15 protein-coding genes are annotated in these 17,390 nt (G+C 67.8%); 14 read left to right on the top strand and 1 reads right to left on the bottom strand.

The features are described 5' to 3' along the window. The first annotated feature begins 132 nt into the window (after positions 1 to 132). Positions 133 to 1,947 carry a DUF4012 domain-containing protein gene (locus tag ACYVDK_RS07045; RefSeq protein WP_460519973.1) on the top strand — a complete coding sequence of 605 codons (1,815 nt, stop codon included), beginning with the start codon at positions 133 to 135 and terminating at the stop codon, positions 1,945 to 1,947. On the opposite strand, the gene ACYVDK_RS07050 is transcribed toward ACYVDK_RS07045, so the two are convergent. Continuing rightward, positions 1,838 to 2,374 (bottom strand): GtrA family protein, encoded by a 537-nt coding sequence (locus ACYVDK_RS07050; RefSeq protein ID WP_460519976.1) that lies wholly within the window; start codon positions 2,372 to 2,374, stop codon positions 1,838 to 1,840. The genes ACYVDK_RS07045 and ACYVDK_RS07050 overlap by 110 nt on opposite strands. A 68-nt stretch (positions 2,375 to 2,442) precedes the next feature. On the opposite strand from ACYVDK_RS07050, the gene ACYVDK_RS07055 reads away from it, so the two are divergent. From ACYVDK_RS07055 to ACYVDK_RS07115, 13 genes are all read left to right on the top strand, one after another. Then, positions 2,443 to 3,228, top strand: a complete 786-nt coding sequence (locus tag ACYVDK_RS07055; protein ID WP_460519979.1) for a glycosyltransferase family 2 protein — start codon at positions 2,443 to 2,445, stop codon at positions 3,226 to 3,228. Next, complete coding sequence (locus ACYVDK_RS07060; RefSeq protein ID WP_460519982.1) at positions 3,225 to 4,847, top strand: ArnT family glycosyltransferase; 1,623 nt, start codon at positions 3,225 to 3,227, stop codon at positions 4,845 to 4,847. The genes ACYVDK_RS07055 and ACYVDK_RS07060 overlap by 4 nt, the downstream gene beginning before the upstream one ends. A 188-nt stretch (positions 4,848 to 5,035) precedes the next feature. Next, complete coding sequence (locus ACYVDK_RS07065) at positions 5,036 to 6,850, top strand: DUF4012 domain-containing protein (protein ID WP_460519984.1); 1,815 nt, start codon at positions 5,036 to 5,038, stop codon at positions 6,848 to 6,850. A gap of 173 nt (positions 6,851 to 7,023) precedes the next feature. Continuing rightward, complete coding sequence (locus ACYVDK_RS07070) at positions 7,024 to 7,296, top strand: LPXTG cell wall anchor domain-containing protein (RefSeq protein WP_460519987.1); 273 nt, start codon at positions 7,024 to 7,026, stop codon at positions 7,294 to 7,296. A 325-nt stretch (positions 7,297 to 7,621) separates the two neighbouring features. Further along, positions 7,622 to 9,160: a sugar transferase gene (locus tag ACYVDK_RS07075; RefSeq protein ID WP_460519990.1), complete on the top strand. Its 1,539-nt coding sequence runs from the start codon at positions 7,622 to 7,624 to the stop codon at positions 9,158 to 9,160. A gap of 351 nt (positions 9,161 to 9,511) precedes the next feature. Beyond that, on the top strand, positions 9,512 to 10,189 hold the full coding sequence (locus ACYVDK_RS07080) for a ferredoxin--NADP reductase (protein ID WP_460519993.1): 678 nt from the start codon (positions 9,512 to 9,514) through the stop codon (positions 10,187 to 10,189). A gap of 134 nt (positions 10,190 to 10,323) precedes the next feature. After that, positions 10,324 to 10,701, top strand: coding sequence for a holo-ACP synthase (locus tag ACYVDK_RS07085; protein ID WP_460519996.1), 378 nt, complete (start codon positions 10,324 to 10,326; stop codon positions 10,699 to 10,701). Between the two features lie 141 nt (positions 10,702 to 10,842). Then, the gene (locus ACYVDK_RS07090; protein ID WP_460519998.1) at positions 10,843 to 11,088 is read left to right on the top strand and encodes an acyl carrier protein; all 246 of its coding nucleotides are present in this window, start codon (positions 10,843 to 10,845) and stop codon (positions 11,086 to 11,088) included. Next, positions 11,088 to 12,014 carry a class-II aminoacyl-tRNA synthetase family protein gene (locus ACYVDK_RS07095; RefSeq protein WP_460520000.1) on the top strand — a complete coding sequence of 309 codons (927 nt, stop codon included), beginning with the start codon at positions 11,088 to 11,090 and terminating at the stop codon, positions 12,012 to 12,014. The genes ACYVDK_RS07090 and ACYVDK_RS07095 overlap by 1 nt, the downstream gene beginning before the upstream one ends. 49 nt (positions 12,015 to 12,063) lie before the next feature. Continuing rightward, complete coding sequence (locus ACYVDK_RS07100; protein WP_460520003.1) at positions 12,064 to 13,761, top strand: CocE/NonD family hydrolase; 1,698 nt, start codon at positions 12,064 to 12,066, stop codon at positions 13,759 to 13,761. 96 nt (positions 13,762 to 13,857) lie between these two features. After that, a complete protein-coding gene (locus ACYVDK_RS07105) occupies positions 13,858 to 15,078 on the top strand; it encodes an acyl-CoA dehydrogenase family protein (RefSeq protein ID WP_460520005.1) in 1,221 nt (406 codons plus the stop codon). Position 15,079: 1 nt separating this feature from the next. Beyond that, positions 15,080 to 16,351 carry an ATP-grasp domain-containing protein gene (locus ACYVDK_RS07110; RefSeq protein WP_460520007.1) on the top strand — a complete coding sequence of 424 codons (1,272 nt, stop codon included), beginning with the start codon at positions 15,080 to 15,082 and terminating at the stop codon, positions 16,349 to 16,351. Further along, positions 16,341 to 17,288, top strand: coding sequence for a CE1 family esterase (locus ACYVDK_RS07115; protein ID WP_460520010.1), 948 nt, complete (start codon positions 16,341 to 16,343; stop codon positions 17,286 to 17,288). The genes ACYVDK_RS07110 and ACYVDK_RS07115 overlap by 11 nt, the downstream gene beginning before the upstream one ends. Positions 17,289 to 17,390 lie beyond the last annotated feature (102 nt).

Below are 17,390 nucleotides of genomic sequence, written 5' to 3' on the forward strand. Positions count from 1 at the left end.
TGTCGACGGCGCTCGAAGTCCCCTGTGCTTCTGAGCGCTCGAATACCGTGTGAAGTCTAGTGGTCGCACTGACTTCGGGGATCGATGGACTCGCCTCGGGTCGCACTGACCACTGTCTGATTGAATGCACGCATGTCCGACGACGAGCCCTCGACCCGCCGTTCGGTCCGCAGCAGGGCCCACAAGCCGCTCTTGCGCAGCGGGCGACTGTGGGTTCTGGTGGGATGCGGCATCGTACTCATCGCAATCGCGTTCGTCACGCTGCGAGTGGCCTACCACGCGTTCGCCGCCCGCGGCGATCTCGCGGCGGCGATTCCGTTGGCGAAGCAGGCTGAGCGACAGATCCTGAGCGGCGACAGCGCGGGCGCCGCCAGAACCGCGCGGGCGTTCACCGCGAAGACCGCTGCTGCTCGTTCCGAGGTGAGCGGGCCGTTGTGGGCCTGGGCCGAGTCCGCACCTTGGGTGGGCCCGAACCTTGCTGCCGTGCATACCCTCGCGGACACCACGGACGGGCTCGCGCGCAATGCACTCACCCCAGCTGCTGACATCGACCTCGATGCGTTCAAGCCGGTCGACGGAAGAATCAGCCCCGACGCGATTCATTCTCTGGTGGGAACGGTCGCACAGGTGAAATCCTCGATCAGCTCGGCCAGAGAGAGCATTTCGCACGTCAAGACCCGTGGACTCATGGCCGAAGTCAGTTCAGCCGTCACGACACTCGACACGCAACTCGGCAAGGCCGGCGGGGCGATGGATGCCTTGGATCCGATTGTGAGACTGCTCCCCGGCGATCTCGGCATCGGTACTCCGAAGAACTACCTCATGATGTTCCAGGGCAACTCGGAAGTGCGAGGTCTGGGTGGCAACCCCGCCGCCTTCGCCGTGCTGCATGTCAGTGACGGCGCGATAAGCATCACGGCTCAGTACAACAGCAATCAGTTTCGACAGGACCTCACCGATCCCATCGTTCCTCTGCCGCCCGACGTCGAGCACGTCTACTCGAAGATCATCGGAACGTACACGCCGAACATCACGTCGGCTCCCGACTTTCCCTTGACGGTGCATCTCGCTCTCGCCTATCTGACGGAGGTCTCAGGCACGCACATCGATGGGGTGATCTCGTTCGATCCGGTGGCACTGAGCTATCTTCTTGCCGTCACCGGGCCGGTGAAGCTCCAGACGGGGCAGTCATTGACGGCGCAGAATGCGGTACCCCTTCTGCTCAATCAGGTGTATTCGATCTATCCGAATCCGGATGATCAGAACTCGTTCTTCGCAGCAGCCGCGGCGTCCGTGTTCACGGTGCTCACATCGGGCAAAGGCGGCCCCGCGGAGATGTTCGCGGCCCTCGCCCGCGCAGCGAACGAAGGGCGGCTGCTGCTGTGGAGCGCCGACCCTTCGGAGGAGAAGATCCTCACGTCGACGCGCATCGGCGGAGTGCTTCCCGATTCCAACGCCAAGCGAACGGTGATCGGAACATACTTCAACGATGTGACGGGGGCGAAGATGGACTACTTCGTGAAGGCGAAGGTCGCGGGCACCTCGAATCAGTGCACGAGCGACACGCCGACCTTCACGCAGACGGTGACGCTCTCCAACTTCATCACTCAAGCGCAGACTCCGTCGTTGCCGCCCTACGTCACCGGGCAGTACTACACACCCGGAGTCATCGGCACCGACGTCGTCGTGTACGGGCCGGTGGGCTCGGCGCTCTCCTCATGGAAGGTGGATGGAGCGTCGACCGAAGTCAGAGCGCAAGGCGAGATCGGCGGCCGGCCGGTGCTGCGGGTCTGGGTCGGGCTCTCACCCCAGCAGGCCGCCACGTTCACATATGTCTTCAAGGGCGCGAAGGGGGAGTACGGCCCGCTGGAGGAGCAGACGACTCCGATGGTGTGGCCGACTCCTGCGACGGTGAATACTCCGGGCTGTCCGGCGACGACGAAATAGCCGCGGCCGGTTTGCGTCCCGGAAAAACCACCCAGTGGTAGAACGCGAAACGCACGATCACGACGATCCCGATGCTCACGATGTTCACCGCGTTGACGATGAGCCCGCCTCGCCCGAACATCGCCTCCCCGGCCCACACGATCACCGCGCCGAGCACCGTGCAGGCGCCGTTGACCAGCAGGAAGAGCACGGCCTCGCGAAAACGGCCGTGACGCCCTCGGTCGCGGAACGCCCATTCGCGGTTGCCGATGTATGCGTTGATCAGCGCGATCAACGACGAAGCGATCTTCGCCCACACGGGGCTCCAGCCGAACGCCAGAAAGAAGAGGTTGAAGAGACCGATCTCGATCACGGTGCTCGCCGCCCCGATGATCAAGAAGCGCACGCTGAGCCCCGCCGCCCGGCGGACGCGTTCTGACGAGATCATGACTGCATTACGCTACATCGTGACAGCCGCCGCCGAGCCCCTCGCGGCATCCACCCGAAAGAGCGCCGATGCACGTGCCCGCCCTCACCGTGGTCATGCCCGCATACAACGAGGCGCAGGCGCTCCCGACGTTCGTGCGCGAGGTCGTGGACGCGTTGCGTCCACACACCGAGACGTTGCGCGTCGTTGTGGTCGATGACCAGTCGACGGATGACACCGGGGAGGCACTCGAGGCGCTCTCGCTGGAGCTTTCCGAGTTGATCACGGTGCGCTCGCCGAAGAACCAGGGTCATGGACCGACGGCGCTCGCCGCGTACCGAGCGGGACTGGAGACGATGCCGGATGCCGTGATGCACGTCGACGGCGACGGACAGTTCATGGGGGAGGACTTTCCGCGGGTGCTCGCGGCACTCGAGGGCGTGCAGGTCGTGCATGGCGTGCGCACCGGGCGGGACGAGCCGTGGTTCCGCCGCGCCCTCACCGGCACGGTCGGCGTCGGAGTCGCCCTGCTCGCTCACGGGCGCGTGCCCGATGTGAACACCCCGCTTCGGCTCTACCGCACGGCCACACTTCGCCGCCTCCTGGATGTCTGCCCGCCCGACGCCCTCGTGCCTCACGTGCACTTCTCCATCGCCGAGCAGCGACACGGAGTGCCGCGCGCGTTCGTCGACGTGCGGAGCATCCCGAGACGCGGCGCCTCGAGTACCGGAACGATGTGGGGTGCGGCTCCGGCCAGGCCGAAGCTGCCGCCGAAGCGGCTCATCCAGTTCAGTGCGCGAGCAGCCCGAGAAGTCTGGCGCTATGACGTCCTGCACCACGCGGCGCCCCCTGCGACCACGGAACAGCCCGCGTGACGGCGGCCGGATGGGGGCGGCGGGCGGCGGGCGTCGTCTTCTGGTTGCTGTTCGCGATCGTGCTCGCGGCCCAGCTCGCCGTCGTGGCGCCCGAGTTCTGGACGACCCGCCTCTGGGAGGACGAGGCTTTCAATCTCACCGTTCCGCTGAATCTGCTCGCAGGACATGGATACTCGAGCGCCGGCCTGCTCGGCTCAGGGATGCTCACGCCGTTCGACGTGCGCATCTCCACGGGCCCGGTCGTGCTGGTGCCCGTGGCGGCCGTGCTCGCAACGGGTATCGATCCCGTCGTCGGCGGACGGCTCGTGTCGCTCCTGTTCTACGCAGGCCTGCTGGCCGCGCTCTGGATGCTCGGCCGCCGGATCGCGGGTCGCTGGGGTGCGCTGATCGCCGTCGTCGTTCCGCTCGCGCTCAACACCAATCAGTTGCCGTCACCCGTGCAAGGTCCGGTCGACATCCTCGGCGAGTTGCCGGCGGCCGCGTTGATCGCCTGGTCGATCGTGTTCGTGCGGCGGCGCCCCTGGCTGGCCGGACTGTTCCTCGGTCTGGCCATCCAGACGAAGTTCATCTCGCTTCTGGCCGCACCGGCGCTGCTCGTCTACGTGTGGTTCCTGACCGCCGGGGAGCCGTGGCGGGCTCGCCTGAAGCGATGCGTCTGGCTCACGGTCTGGGCAGTCGTGCCGACAGCGTCGTACTGGCTCGTCGTGCTGATAAGCCTCGGGCCCGCCGGCTTGGTGAGCAACGCGCATCAGTTCCTGGCCTTTCTCAAGACGGGCGGACAGACGGCATCCGTTCCCCCTGACCAGAAGCTGGGCGCCCTGACGAACAGCTGGTTCGTCGAGGGTTGGGCCGTGATCGCGGTTCTTGTGGCAGCCGTGGTGATCGGCACGCTGGCGATCCTGGCCATGCGATCACCCGCGCGACGGGGTGCGTCGGCGGATGAATCCGTGAAGGATGCCGGTGCGCAGGCAGCCGCACGTGACGTCGCCCTCCTGTTGATCGCGGCCGGTGTCAACCTGCTGGCCTGGGTGGGCTGGTGGACGCTGTCGCAGGGAACCCCCACCTGGATCAGGTACCCGGCGACGGGGCTGGTGGTCAGCATTCCGATGCTCGCCGCGGCCGCCGTGCTCGGTGTGCGGCTGTTGTGGGTGCGTATTCCTCGGCGTGAGCGTGTCGAAACTGCATCGAGAGCGGTTGGGTTTCGACAAGCTCAACCGGCGGACGGGCGGCAGCGGTGGATCGTCGCGGGCGTCGCAGCGCTCGCGTGTGCGGCGATCGTGGTGTCCACCGGGGTCAGCGTGCAGCGTCACGCGGTCGCGGCGCAGGTTCCCGACTACGGCGAGACCCTGTCGCAGCAACGCGACGTAGCTCGTCAGCTCGCGGCGCTCGGCGACGAGAAGTTCGCGACGCCGTGGGGAAGCCAGCTCGGCGCGATCCTGCTCAGCGGCGTTCAGTTCACGAACCTGACCGGGCCGAACGCCCGGAGTCTTCCCACTGTTCTGTGGTCCCCGGAGCTCAGCGGCCCAGGCCAGGCCGCGTTCGACGGGCTGATCAGCTCGGCGTGCAAGCGTGACGTCGTGCGCGTCGCCGCGCAGTACGCGGTCTGTCGCGTTCGCTGACGATCTGCCTTGTCTCCGGTCGGAGTAGCTTCCCGAGCCTGGTCCGGACTCTCGGTGCTGCTTCCACGCATACAGTGATCGGACTCGCCCCGTGTCGCTTGAGTGCGCGGTCGGAAGCACCCCCCTTTCTCGTGCCACTTGCTCACCGCATGAGCTGGCCTCAAGAACGTTCTGCTTGAATGACCGGCATGTCCGAATCCGCGACTATGCCTGCGCGTCGTAGACGCCGTCGCATCATCGTGTGGTCCATCGTCGGCGTGGTCGTCTTTCTCATAGCGTGCGGCGTATGGATCGCGGTGCGCGGGCTGCAGGCGAAGGATGCGTTGCAGGCATCCCTCCCTCTCGTCGACAAGGTGCAGACGCAGATCACCTCAGGCGACGCTAAAGGGGCGGCAGCCACGGCACGCGTGCTCTCCGCGCGCCTGCACACGGCCCGCAACGACACCGGCGACCCCATCTGGCGAGCGGCCGAGATCATCCCCGGCGTCGGTCCGAACCTCGCCGCAGTCCGCCAGGTTGCGGCAGCGTCCTCCGATGTCACCGATCGGGCGCTCGTTCCACTGGCGCGACTGGCCGGCACGATGAACCTCTCGAGCTTCAGCCCGGTGAACGGCAAGGTTCCGCTGAAACCCTTGGCGCAGGCCGCGCCGACGATCACGCGGGCGAACTCGGCCCTGCAGTCCGATCTCGCCACGGTTCGCTCGATCGATGCAACGGCCACGGTCGGTCCGGTGCGCGATGCGGTTCAGAAGCTGCGGGGAGCGCTCGAGAAGGCAGGGGCGGTGACGGATGCCGCCAGCCGGGCCGCGCAGTTGCTCCCCGGCATGCTCGGTGCGGACGGTCCCCGCGAGTACGTGCTGGTCGTGCAGAACAACGCCGAAGCACGCTCGACGGGCGGCATCGTCGGCGCGCTGGCGCTGCTGCGCGCCGACGACGGGGCGATCTCGCTGGTGAGCCAGGCATCCGCATCCGACTTCCCGCAGCTCGACGAGCCGGTGATGCCGCTGCCGTCGGGCACCACCAAGCTGTACGGAAACCTCCCAGGGGAGTTCATCCAGGACGTCACCATGCCGCCGAACTTCGCGACATCCGGTGAACTGGTGCGCGCCATGTGGCAGAAACGGTTCGGAACGAAGGTCGACGGCGTGGTTTCGGTCGACCCAGTAGCGCTCAGCTACCTGCTCAAGGCGACCGGTCCCATTCCGCTGCCCGACGGGGAGCAGCTCACGAGCGACAACGCGGTGCAGGTGCTGCTCAGCGAGTCGTACGCCCGCTTCGACGATCCCGTGGCGCAGAACGCGTACTTCGCCGCCGCAGCTGCGGCCGTCTTCGGCAAGGTCGCGAGCGGCCAGTTCGATACCGGGGCGATGCTGAGCGCGTTGGCGCGGGCATCCGGCGAGCACCGCCTGCTGCTCTGGAGTGCCGACAAGCACGAGCAGTCGATCATCGCAGGTACGGCCATCGCAGGGGATCTGCCCGCGAGCTCGCCGGAAGCACCGCGATTCGGCGTCTACCTGAACGACGCCACCGGCGCCAAGATGGACTACTACCTCCACACCGAGGTGGGCCTGGGTGGGGCGAGATGCCGCACCGATGGTCGCGTGAACTATCTCGTGCGGGTCACCCTGTCGAGCGACGCGCCCGCCGATGCCGCGAAGTCGTTGCCGTGGTACGTGACAGGTGGCGGGCTCTCGGGAGTGCCGGCGGGGCAGACCGACACCACTGTCGCCGTCTATGCGCCCACCGGGTTCGTCACCGTAGGCGCGACCAGCGCGGGCAAGGACGTCGAGATCCGGCGCGGAACGGATGCGGGCCGCAGCGTCGCCCAACTGCTGGTCAAGCTGACTCCCGGGCAAAGCGCCACGTACGACGTCCAGTTCGTCGGAGCGCCCCCGACGGGGTCGACGGTCGCGCCGACCGATGCCGGCGCGCAGACGACCCCGGGCGTGGGGTCCACCGAGGTGCGGCGTGCATCCTTCGACTGCTCCGACGTGCTGCAGTAGGGGCCATGCCCCGGGGTGATGCAGCTTCGGCTCGGGGCGCTGCGCTGATCCTGAGTGTCTTGCGCCGATCTTGACTCCTTTACACCCGATCGGGGGACTGCTGCAAGTATCGGCTCCCGCTAGGCTCTAGCTAACCCGAAATTGCCTCACCAAACCCGAAGGTAGGCTCCCCAATGAAACGCCGTCTTTTGGCGTGCCTCGGCGGGCTCGGAGTGGTGGCAGCTGTCACGCTCTCCGCGCCGCTCGCTGCGGCAGCCGATAGTTACGTACCCACTGACCCCTGCGCGAACGGGGGCTGCAGCAACTCGGTGAATGTGCCCGGCAGTGGCCTCGCCGACACCGGCAGCACCATCTCGTGGCCGATCATCGGCCTGGCCGGCGCGGCAGTCGTCGTCGGCGGAGGCGCACTCGTCGTCTCCAGGCGTCGCTCGCACCGATCGAGCTGAGGCTCGAGTCGTTCCCACCCGATCGCCGTCTTCGGTGTGACCGGGTGGTCGAACGCGCCCTCTGAGCCCTCGTACACCCCTAATGAGGATGCCCACAATTAGGGACATGAGGATTCCTCAGGAATCGATACACTCTTCCTAGTCGAGGTTCTCTCGCCTCCCCGGACCCGAAACCGAGGAGAACAAGCGACGTACCTCGCAGGCTTCACAGCCCGTTTACCCGAACCCGAGGTGCCCCAGTGGCCGCATGGACCGGGGCGGCACGCGAGACCCGAACCGCGTGCCGCTCCTATGCGCCGCACCACCAGGCATTCGCCTGCCGTGAGTGCAGAGCATCAGAGCGCTGCGAGTGTGCAGCATGACCGGGCTGGATGACCGCCGGTCGATCGCCGTAGGGCGGCCGGCGTTCGCGCGCCTCGGCGCAGGAACGCGCGTCGGTCACCTCTCGGCAGAACAGCGATGGAGCCGCAGCTACCGCACGAAGCTGATCGTGAGCGACGGGTTGATCGTCACCGCGTCGGTGACCGGCGCCTTCCTCGCTCGATTCGGTCTGAGCGGAAGTGACCTCGGCGGCTTGGACGAACTCTATTGGGTCATCGCCGTCTCGGTGGTCGCCACCTGGCTGGCCCTGCTCGCAGCCTTCCATACCCGTGACTCGCGGATCATCGGTGTGGGGTTCGCCGAATATCGCAGGGTCGCGAGCGCGAGCGCCTTCACTTTCGGGTCGCTGGCCATCATCTTCCTGGTCGGCAAGGTGGAGGTTGCTCGTGGATTCTTCGTGCTCACGCTCCCCTTCGGGCTGGCAGCACTGACGGTCAGCAGATGGCTCTGGCGCCAGTGGCTGACCAGGCAACGCACCAAGGGTCGCTACCTCTCCCGGGCGCTCGTCGGCGGGTCGCCGGCGGATGTCGCCTACGTCGTCGACCAGATCGAACGCAACGCGGGTGCCACCTATCACATCGTGGGGGCCGCGATCGACGGCACGGCGCGAGACTCGGGGCATCCGGATCCCCGTGTTCCGGTCGTCGCCGACCTCGCGAACCTGGCGATGGCCGCCGCGAACCTGCAGGTCGACACGGTGATATTGGCCGGGCAGCCGAGCGACGACCGCGGGTTCGTACGCGACCTCAGCTGGCAGCTCGAAGGTGCGGCGACCGACCTGGTGCTGGCGGCAGGACTGACGGATGTCGCGGGGCCGCGAATCCACTTCCGTCCGGTCGAGGGGCTGCCGCTCATCCACGTGGAGATTCCGCAGTTCGACGGGGCGAAGCACGTTCTCAAGCGGGCGCTCGACGTGATGCTCTCCGGGATCGCCCTGGCCGTGCTCGCGCCGCTGTTCGCGGTGCTCGCTGTCGCCGTGCGGCTGGACAGCCCGGGCGGCGCGGTCTTCAGCCAGCAGCGCGTCGGCCGCAACGGTGAGCGCTTCACGATGTACAAGTTCCGCAGCATGGCGGCTTCGTCGGAACGAGATGCCGCGCAGCTGGCGTCGAAGAACGAGGGCGCCGGGGTGCTCTTCAAGCTGAAGAACGACCCGCGCGTGACCCGCATCGGCCGGGTCATCCGCAAGTACTCGCTCGACGAGCTGCCGCAGTTGTGGAACGTCTTCACCGGCGACATGAGCCTGGTCGGGCCGCGACCGCCGCTGCCGAGCGAAGTCGCCGCGTACGAGAACCACGTGCAGCGCAGACTCTTCATCAAGCCCGGGCTGACGGGCATGTGGCAGATCAACGGCCGCAGCGACCTGAGCTGGGACGAGAGCGTACGGCTCGACCTGTACTACGTGGAGAACTGGTCGCTGACCGGTGACCTCATCATCCTGTGGCGTACGGCGAAGGTGCTGGTGAACCCGGTCGGGGCGTACTGATGCCTGCCGGGTGCGCCACTTCGTCCGGTTTCAGGCCGAGGGTCGGCATCGAGGCATGCTGCGTGATGTGAATGGGATGATTCTCCTGTTGCGACCCGGGCGGGCGCGGGAGACGGGGTGCGACGTGACGGAGGGAACAATGGAGCGCAACTCCTTTCGTCGGTCGTCTCTGCGGTCGTGGGGAAGGCGAGATGATGGTGTGTGCGCTCGGCCGGTGGTACGACCGATCCGCGCCGCCTCTCGAGCGAACGTCGGAGTCGGAAGTCCGGTGAAACGGTGACCGAGTCCTGTGCCATCGGGGGCGGCTGGCGTGATGCGAGGCTCATCGGGACCTCCCCTCTCGTTCCCGGCATGTGCGAGGTCACCCTCGAGGTCGACTCATGGCCCGGGCATCTCGCAGGTCAGCATGTCGACATCCGGCTGCGTGGAGGCTCCCGCTGGCAGCGACCGCACAGCTATTCGATCGGCAACGCACCCGGCACAGGAGACATGCCGTCCAACGGCCTGCGTCTGGCCGTGCCGATCGAACTGCTCATGCAGCTCGATCGCGGCAGACCGGTGCAGATCACCGGCCCTAAGGGTGACCGGATGGCGTGGGCACCGGGCCAGACCGGCGGGCGACCCCTTCTCCTGATAGGCGGAGGGAGCGGAATCGTCCCGCTGCTCGCCATTGCGTACGCCTGGGCATCCCAACCGAGCCGGAGTGCACTGCGTCTGATCCACTCCGTGAGGTCGCGGCAGGAGCAGCTCTACAGAGATGAACTGTCGCTTCTGGAGATAGAGTGCGGCGCGCGCGTGGCCTCGGTCGTCACGCGGGGCACGTCGGCTGCCTCGATTCCGCCGCGCGGCCGGCTCGGCCGGCACGACCTCGAGTCCTTCGGCCTGCCGCCGTCGGCGGATCCGGAGTGCTTCGTGTGTGGGCCGTCGTCATTCGTGGAGTCCGTCGTCGCCCTGCTGGAAGCGGCCGGACATCCGGCCGAGCGCATTCGCACCGAGTGGGCGGTCCGGGCCGCCGGAGCGGCGGCCTAGGGCGTGTCTCTCGATTCGGGCCGGGTCGCGCCTCCGCCGCCGGCGTCACCGGCAGTCACGCTCGTCTCGCCGTCCCTGCGATCGACGGCACCGAGCGCATCCCCACCCGACCCCGAATCGGGAGACACACCCTGATGCGAATCGGCATCGACGCGCAGCCGGTAGACGAAGTGCGGGATGCTCTCATCGCGCACGGGGAGCGTTACCTTCGCCGCATCTTCACAGAGCACGAGATCGAGTGCTGCGGTGGTGTGTTCGCCGACCCGGCGACCTCGGCGGCCTCCTTGGCGGCACGTTACGCAGCCAAGGAGGCGGTGTTCAAAGTGCTGCGCGTGAGCGACACGGTTCCACCCTTCACCGACATCGAGGTCGTGCGCGAGCCCGGTGGGTGGACATCCCTCCGGCTGCTCGGCACGGCCCGCACGTTGGCAGAGGACGCGGGTCTGGTGACCTTCGAGATCTCTCTCACGCACACCGACCGACTCGCCATCGCCGTCGTCGCGGCGACGTGAGCGACGGCGCGAACGTAACCGGCTTCAGCGCGCCGTCTATGCGGGCACCCGTGTCGCGGTCGACCGCGATCGGGCCTCCCGCTGCCTCATACAATGAGGCAGCGCGCTTCCCTGCGCGCCCGGTGAGAGAGTGGGAATGTCGTGGACGAGACGATCCGGAGAGTTCTCGCGGAGTATGCGAGACTCGGCGCTGACCTGGCCGGCGTGGATCGCGACGCAGACCTCTACATGCTGGGACTGACGTCGCACGCCAGTGTCAACGTCATGCTCGGGCTGGAGGATGCCTTCGGTGTCGAGTTCCCGGACCAGCTCCTGCGCAAGGACACGTTCCGCTCCATCGCGAGCATCGCCGAGGCCGTCGGCGGACTCGACAGGGCGAACGTCTGATGGCCGGGCCCGACCTCGCACCCGACGAGGAACGGGCAGCGTTCCGGGCGGAACTGCTGGCTTCCGGGCTGCTCGTGTACGGCGGCGTGGACGGTCTCTATCAGCGTTCAGGCGCTTTCGAGCGCGTGGTGCGCGGCGTAGAGGCGCTTGCATCCGGCGCGGGCCAGGGGCGGGGAGGTCCGCAACTCTTCTTCCCGCCGATCATGGCCAGAGATGCGTTCGAGCGCACCGACTACCTGCGCTCGTTCCCCGACCTTGCGGGCGTCGTCGAGGTCTTCAAGGGCGGTGACGCCGAACACGCCGAACTCATCCTCGCACTGGAGCAGGCGGCGGAATGGACGGAGTTGCTCGTTCCCGCCGACGTGGCTCTGAGCTCGGCGGCCTGCCACCCCTTGTACGCAACACTCGCCGGAACCCTGCCTGCGGGCGGCGCACGCTACGAGGTGCATGGCTATTGCTTCAGGCACGAGCCGAGCATCGATCCGGTGCGCATGCAGAGCTTCCGGCAGCACGAGTTCGTCTACGTCGGCGAGCCGGAGACCGCCCGAGCGCATCGCGATGAATGGCTCGACCGAGGCGTGGAGCTCCTGCGGTCGCTGGGCCTGGACGTTCGAGTCGAAGAGGCCAATGACCCGTTCTTCGGTCGTGCCGGACGCATGCTCGCCGCCAATCAGCGTGCAACTGCGCTGAAGTTCGAGATCACAGCACCGGTAAGCTCGCAGACGGCTCGCACCGCCATCGCATCGGCCAACTGCCACGAATCCCACTTCGGCGAGGCCTTCGGCATCCGAACCGCCGACGGTTTCGCCGCTCATTCGGCGTGCATCGGCTTCGGGCTCGAGCGCATAGCGCTGGCGCTCGTGAAGCGTCATGGTACCGATGTGGAGCGGTGGCCGACACCGGTGCGCGAGGCGCTGCACGCGTGACCTCGCAGGCAGAAGGCTGCGGCGTCCCGCTGACACGAGGAGACCCGTCGTGACCGAGGCGGTAGCGCTGAAGCACGACGGCATCGTGGAGGCGCCCAGCTGGTTCGGCCCGTCGGAGCGGCCGCTGCTCGGCTGGTTCACGTACCCGGCCTCAGAGCGCGTGCGCGGCGCAGTCGTGCTGTGCCAGCCGCTTGCCGAAGAAGGCAACATGGCATACCGCACGTTCCGCACGCTCGCGCAGCGTCTCGCATCCGAGGGGTTCCTCGCGGTGCGCTTCGACTACGACGGCACGGGAGACAGCGCGGGTGGTTTCGAAGACGAGGGACGAGCGGATGCCTGGCTTGCCTCCATCGTCGCGGCGGTCGCGGAGGCCCGGGCCTGGGGCGCCGATCACGTGAGTCTCGTCGGCATGCGGCTCGGTGCCACTCTCGGCTACGCTGCGGCGGCGGACGGGAGGCTCCGCCTCGACGAGCTGGTGCTGTGGGATCCGTGCCTCACAGGTCGCGGATTCCTGCGCGAGCTTCAGCTCGTGCACCGCGTATGGCTCGAGGGAAGGCCGCCGTCACCGGTCGGGTGGGTGGAGACTCCGTCGTACCGATTCGCGCCAGACGCGGCATCCGCGATCCGTCGTCTGGCGATCGACGGACGTGCACCGGTTTCGCGGCTCGCCCGACGGACAAGGGTCGTGGTGCGTGCCGACCGCGCCCCCTCTCCGCAATTGGCGGAGGCCGTCCCCCCGACGGAGTCCACGTGGCGGGAGTCGGCGGGGCAGGCCGAGCTGCTCGACGTTCCCACTCTGCACGCCGCCGTGCCCCGTGCCGCAGTCGAGAGCATCGTGACCGAGCTCGCTCGTTCTGCACGCGCGGCCGGCACCGTGATCAGGCCGCGTCTCCAGCCGCGCGCCGAGTGGCGAGAGAAGGGGCATGCGATCGAGGAGACCGCCTGCCTGCTCGGTCGCGATCGGCTGCTCTTCGGCATCCGCACGAGCGGTGCGACGTCGGGGTTCGACTCGCCGCGCGTTGCCATGTTCAACGTGGCAGCAGAACGCCACCTCGGCGAGGGACGCACCTGGGTCAGGGTGGCCAGGGCTCTCGCGGGCGATGGAGTCGGGTCGGTGCGGGTCGACCATGGCGGTGTCGGCGACAGCGGTACGAGGGCCGGCCACGCTGACGACGTCGTGTACGACGTGGACTGGATGAGTGACGTGGCGCAGGTCGCGGACGAGCTCGCCCAGAACGGCCGACGGGAGGTGATCGGCGTCGGGCTCTGCTCCTCGGGGACCAGCGTCTTGCAGGCGGCGATCTCCGGTTCTCTCCGCGAGGCCATCGTGGTCAACGTCGTGTTCGACACCGACCTGAACGAGGGCCTCGCTCCGGCGTGGACGCTGTTCCCACGCAAGCCGGAATGGTTGAAGAAGTTCGCAGTTCGGCACAAGAGGGCGGCGGCGTACCTGTGGGCTGCCTGGGGATTCGCGGACCCTCGAAAGGTGCCGGTCTGGACCACCTGCCGGGCTGTGGCGCGCGGCCTGAACCTCACCGTGGTCGGCGGCCCCGACGATCTGGCGAGGCTGAGGCTGAACGTCTTCTGGCGCTGGGTGTGGGCACGGCCGCTCTCGGACCACCGACGATTCCGAGTGGAGTCGGTGCCGGAGGCCGACCACTCGCTGCGCGTCAGTGCCGGACAGGACGCGGTCGTGAACCTCATCGTCGAGCGAGTACGATCACGCTCGACGGGCGTGAGTTCCTGAGGAACATTCCGCTTTTGCCCAGTGCGGTTCGACGCGATCGCACTTGCTCGCCCGGCGATATGGGATGTCGTCGGTTCGACGACGTAGGGAGTCGTGGTGAGTCAAGACACAACAATCAAGTCGGTCGACCGCGCCGATGAAGTGCTCATCGACGGGCTCTCCGCGCCCGCCGCGGGTGCGGGCGATCCGGAGAGGGTGGCGTGGCGGATCGGTGTGGAGGTCGCAGGACCCGTCGCCGACGAGGTGGACGAGCGGGCCCGTTTCCCGCACGAGGCCGTGACCGCTATGCGCGAATCCGGGCTGCTCGCGGCCCTCGTTCCGGTCGAACTAGGAGGCGGAGGCGCATCTCTGGCCGAAGTGGCTCAGGCCGTCAGAGCACTCGCCGTTCACTGCACCTCGAGCGCGCTCGTTCTCGGCATGCACAGCATCGAGGTCTTCAATCTGGTGAGACACGGCACGACCCCCGCACTGCGGGCCGTGCTCCAGGAGGTGGCGAACGACGGACTGTTGCTCGCCAACGCGAACAGCGAGGTCGGCATCGGCGGCGACGTCTCGCGCAGCCGCTGCGCCCTCGAGCAGCGTGATGGGGGCTGGCACCTGGAGAAGGACGCTCTCGCGATCTCTTATGGGGAGTATGCGGACGCGATCGTCACCATCGCGCGCCCGAACGCCGACGCGGCGGAGACGGACCAGGTCATGATGGTGTGCCGCAAGCGCGACGCGACGTTGGAGCGCACCAGCGAATGGAACACCATGGGCCTGCGCGGAACGTGCTCGTCGGGGTTCCATCTCTCGGCAGACATCAGGTCGGATGCGCTCTTTCCCGTGCCGTTCTCGGTCATCTCCAACGACGGTGCCGGACAGGCCAGACAGATCCTGTTGAGCGCCGTCTGGGTAGGACTGGCGGAGGCCGCCGCGGCGAAGGCGCATTCCTTCGTGAACGCCGCCGCGCGGCGCAGCATCGGAACACTGCCGCCGTCCGCCATGCGGCTGGCAGAGCTCGCCAGTGAGCTCCAGTCGGCGCGAAGCCTTCTGATCGCCTCGGCGCTGCGCTATGAGGCGCTGGACCGCACTGGGGATGGGCAGGATGCCGGCCTCATCGTAGGGCTGAGGGCGTTGAAGGTCTCGACCTCCGAAGTCGCCGTCAAGACGGCGACTTCGGCCCTCAGCATCTGCGGCATGGCCGGCTTCCGCCGTGATACGGCGTTCGCCCTTGATCGCATCGTGCGCGACGCTCATGGCGGCCTCGTCATGGTGAGCAACGACCGTCTGATGAACGACAACGCACAACTCCTCGTCGCCCGCAAGGCGCTCTGAGGTGTCGCAGGCCGAGGGGCCGCGACGACGTCTCGGCTTCGTGTTCCACCCGAGGTCTTTCGCCACCCTCTCCATCGTCGAGGCGGCGAAGGGGCTGTGCGATCTCGTTTGGATCGTCGACACGGGCGATCCCCGGCTGGAGTCGATGGCCAGGCTTCTCGCGCGCTTGGGCACGGTCGTCGACGTCGCGGGAATGTCGGGCCGCGCAGCCGCACAGTTGGTGCGCGAGCAACGGCTCGACGGCGTGCTAGCGCTCGCCGACGAGCTCCTGGAGTGGACGGCGCAGCTGGCGGCATCCCTCGACCTGCCCTTCCACAGCGTCGAGACCACGAGACTGCTGACCGACAAGTTCGCGCAGCGTGCGGCCTTTCGCGCCGCAGGACTCCCGACTCCCGGCAGCTGGATTCTGCATCGCGACACTGCGGATGACGAATGGGTCCGGGTGGGTGAAGAGGCGTTTTTCCCTGCCGTGCTGAAGCCGCGGCGCGGTGAAGGCAGCCGGAACACCATGCCGGTCGACTCGATCGCGCAGGTGCGCTCGATCGTCTCCACGGCCGAGGAGTCTGCCGACGAGCACGCAGACCGGGAGTGGGTGCTGGAGGAATACATTCCGGATGCCGTTGCCGAGCTCTGCGGAGCGGCTTTCGCCAACTACGTCTCGGTGGAGAGTTTCGTGTCCGACGGGGTCATCACGACTCTCGCGGTCACCGGCCGCACACCGCCCGCGTGGCCCTTCCGCGAGACCGGGTTCTTCATTCCGGCCGAGATAGACGGGCGGCGGGCGAACGCGGTCATCGACGCGGCGAACGCGGCCGCTCGAGCGCTCGGCATCACGATCGGGTGTCTGCACATCGAGGTGAAGCTCACTCCGGCGGGCCCCGTCGTCATCGAGGTGAACGGTCGCATAGGCGGCGGCGTCCCGGAGATGCTCGAGCTGACCACAGGCATCCACTTTCTCGAGATCGCGATCCGGATCGCGCTAGGGGATCGAGTGGATGTCGGCACGCCCGAGCCCCGCGGCATCGGTTATCTCTTGTACATGCAAGCGGCCGACGACGTGCACCGCATCACGGCCGTCACCGGACTCGACGACGTCAAGTCGATGCCGGGTGTGCGCGAGGTGGCCCTCAACCGTGGCCCGGGTCACGATGTGGACTGGCGGGATGGCAACCACGGACACGTGTATTCCGTGCTCGGTGCGGCCGCAGATCACGACGGGCTCCGCGCGGTCCTGGAACGTGTGACGGAGCTGGTGCACATCGATGGAGTCTGACGGCCGGCGTTCTCAGCGCCCGCTCATCATGGGCGTGGCGCTTGCGGGGGTCGCCGTGCTTCTGGCGGCCGGGATCGCCTGGGCCGTTTGGGGCTCCGCAGCACGGACGGGCGGCGCGGAGTCCTCGACCGCTGCGCCTGCGACGACTGCTTCCGCTTCGGTGCCGGCCGGCGACCGCACCATCACGGTGCAAGCGGCCGGCCGCACACGCACGATGATCGTGCACGTTCCAAAGGGCCCCGCGAAGGGGCCCATGCCGCTCGTCCTCGTCTTCCACGGTGCGGGCGACACCGCTCTGAGCACCGCAGCGGGCACCGACTTCGAAAGTGTCGCCGATCAGCGCGGCATGGTGGTCGCGTTCCTGCAGGGCTACCAGAACACCTGGAACGAAGGTGCCGGACACACCCCGGCCGAGGTGGCCGGCATCGACGACGTGGCGTTCGCGCGCGTCGCACTCCAGCGCATCCAGGGGATGGTCCCCATCGACCGTCAGCGGGTCGCCGCAGTCGGCTTCTCCAACGGCGCGCTCCTGACCGACCTGCTCGGTTGCCGCCTGGCCGATGCCGTGCGCCTGATCGTCCCGGTGTCGGGACCGCTCCCCGTCTCGGTGTCGCAATCGTGCCGGCCGAGCCGGCCGGTCTCGGTGCTCGAGGTGCACGGCACTGCCGACGACGCGATACCGTACGGCGGCGGCCCATTCGCAGGCGTCGGCGGAGGAACGACGGTGCTCTCCGCACCGGATGCGGTCGCGCGGTGGGCGGCGCTCGACGGCTGTGGATCTCGCGCCTCAACCACGCCCGATGCAGGCGGCATCCGGATCACCTCGTACACCGGATGCCCGCCCGGGGTGTCCGTGCGGCTTCGCACAGTGGAGGGCGGAGGGCACGCGTGGCCGGCCGACATCGGCGAACTCGTCGCCGAAGCCCTCGGCACGTGACCGGGTCTCAACCGGCGAGACGCCGCCTCTCATGACCGGGGCCCGCGCAGGGCCCTTGGTCGACGCGGATCCGCGTAGCGGGCATCCGAAGTCTCCTGCCGC

This window comes from Humibacter antri, assembly GCF_054777235.1.

Excerpts from the sequence above, each read along its gene's own strand:
- ACYVDK_RS07055 (WP_460519979.1), top strand. The coding sequence starts at position 2,443 with ATGCACGTGCCCGCCCTCACCGTGGTCATGCCCGCATACAACGAGGCG.
- ACYVDK_RS07095 (WP_460520000.1), top strand. The coding sequence starts at position 11,088 with ATGGCCGGGCCCGACCTCGCACCCGACGAGGAACGGGCAGCGTTCCGG.
- ACYVDK_RS07070 (WP_460519987.1), top strand. The coding sequence starts at position 7,024 with ATGAAACGCCGTCTTTTGGCGTGCCTCGGCGGGCTCGGAGTGGTGGCA.
- ACYVDK_RS07050 (WP_460519976.1), bottom strand. The coding sequence starts at position 2,374 with ATGATCTCGTCAGAACGCGTCCGCCGGGCGGCGGGGCTCAGCGTGCGC.
- ACYVDK_RS07045 (WP_460519973.1), top strand. The coding sequence starts at position 133 with ATGTCCGACGACGAGCCCTCGACCCGCCGTTCGGTCCGCAGCAGGGCC.
- ACYVDK_RS07115 (WP_460520010.1), top strand. The coding sequence starts at position 16,341 with ATGGAGTCTGACGGCCGGCGTTCTCAGCGCCCGCTCATCATGGGCGTG.
- ACYVDK_RS07085 (WP_460519996.1), top strand. The coding sequence starts at position 10,324 with ATGCGAATCGGCATCGACGCGCAGCCGGTAGACGAAGTGCGGGATGCT.
- ACYVDK_RS07080 (WP_460519993.1), top strand. The coding sequence starts at position 9,512 with ATGTGCGAGGTCACCCTCGAGGTCGACTCATGGCCCGGGCATCTCGCA.
- ACYVDK_RS07065 (WP_460519984.1), top strand. The coding sequence starts at position 5,036 with ATGTCCGAATCCGCGACTATGCCTGCGCGTCGTAGACGCCGTCGCATC.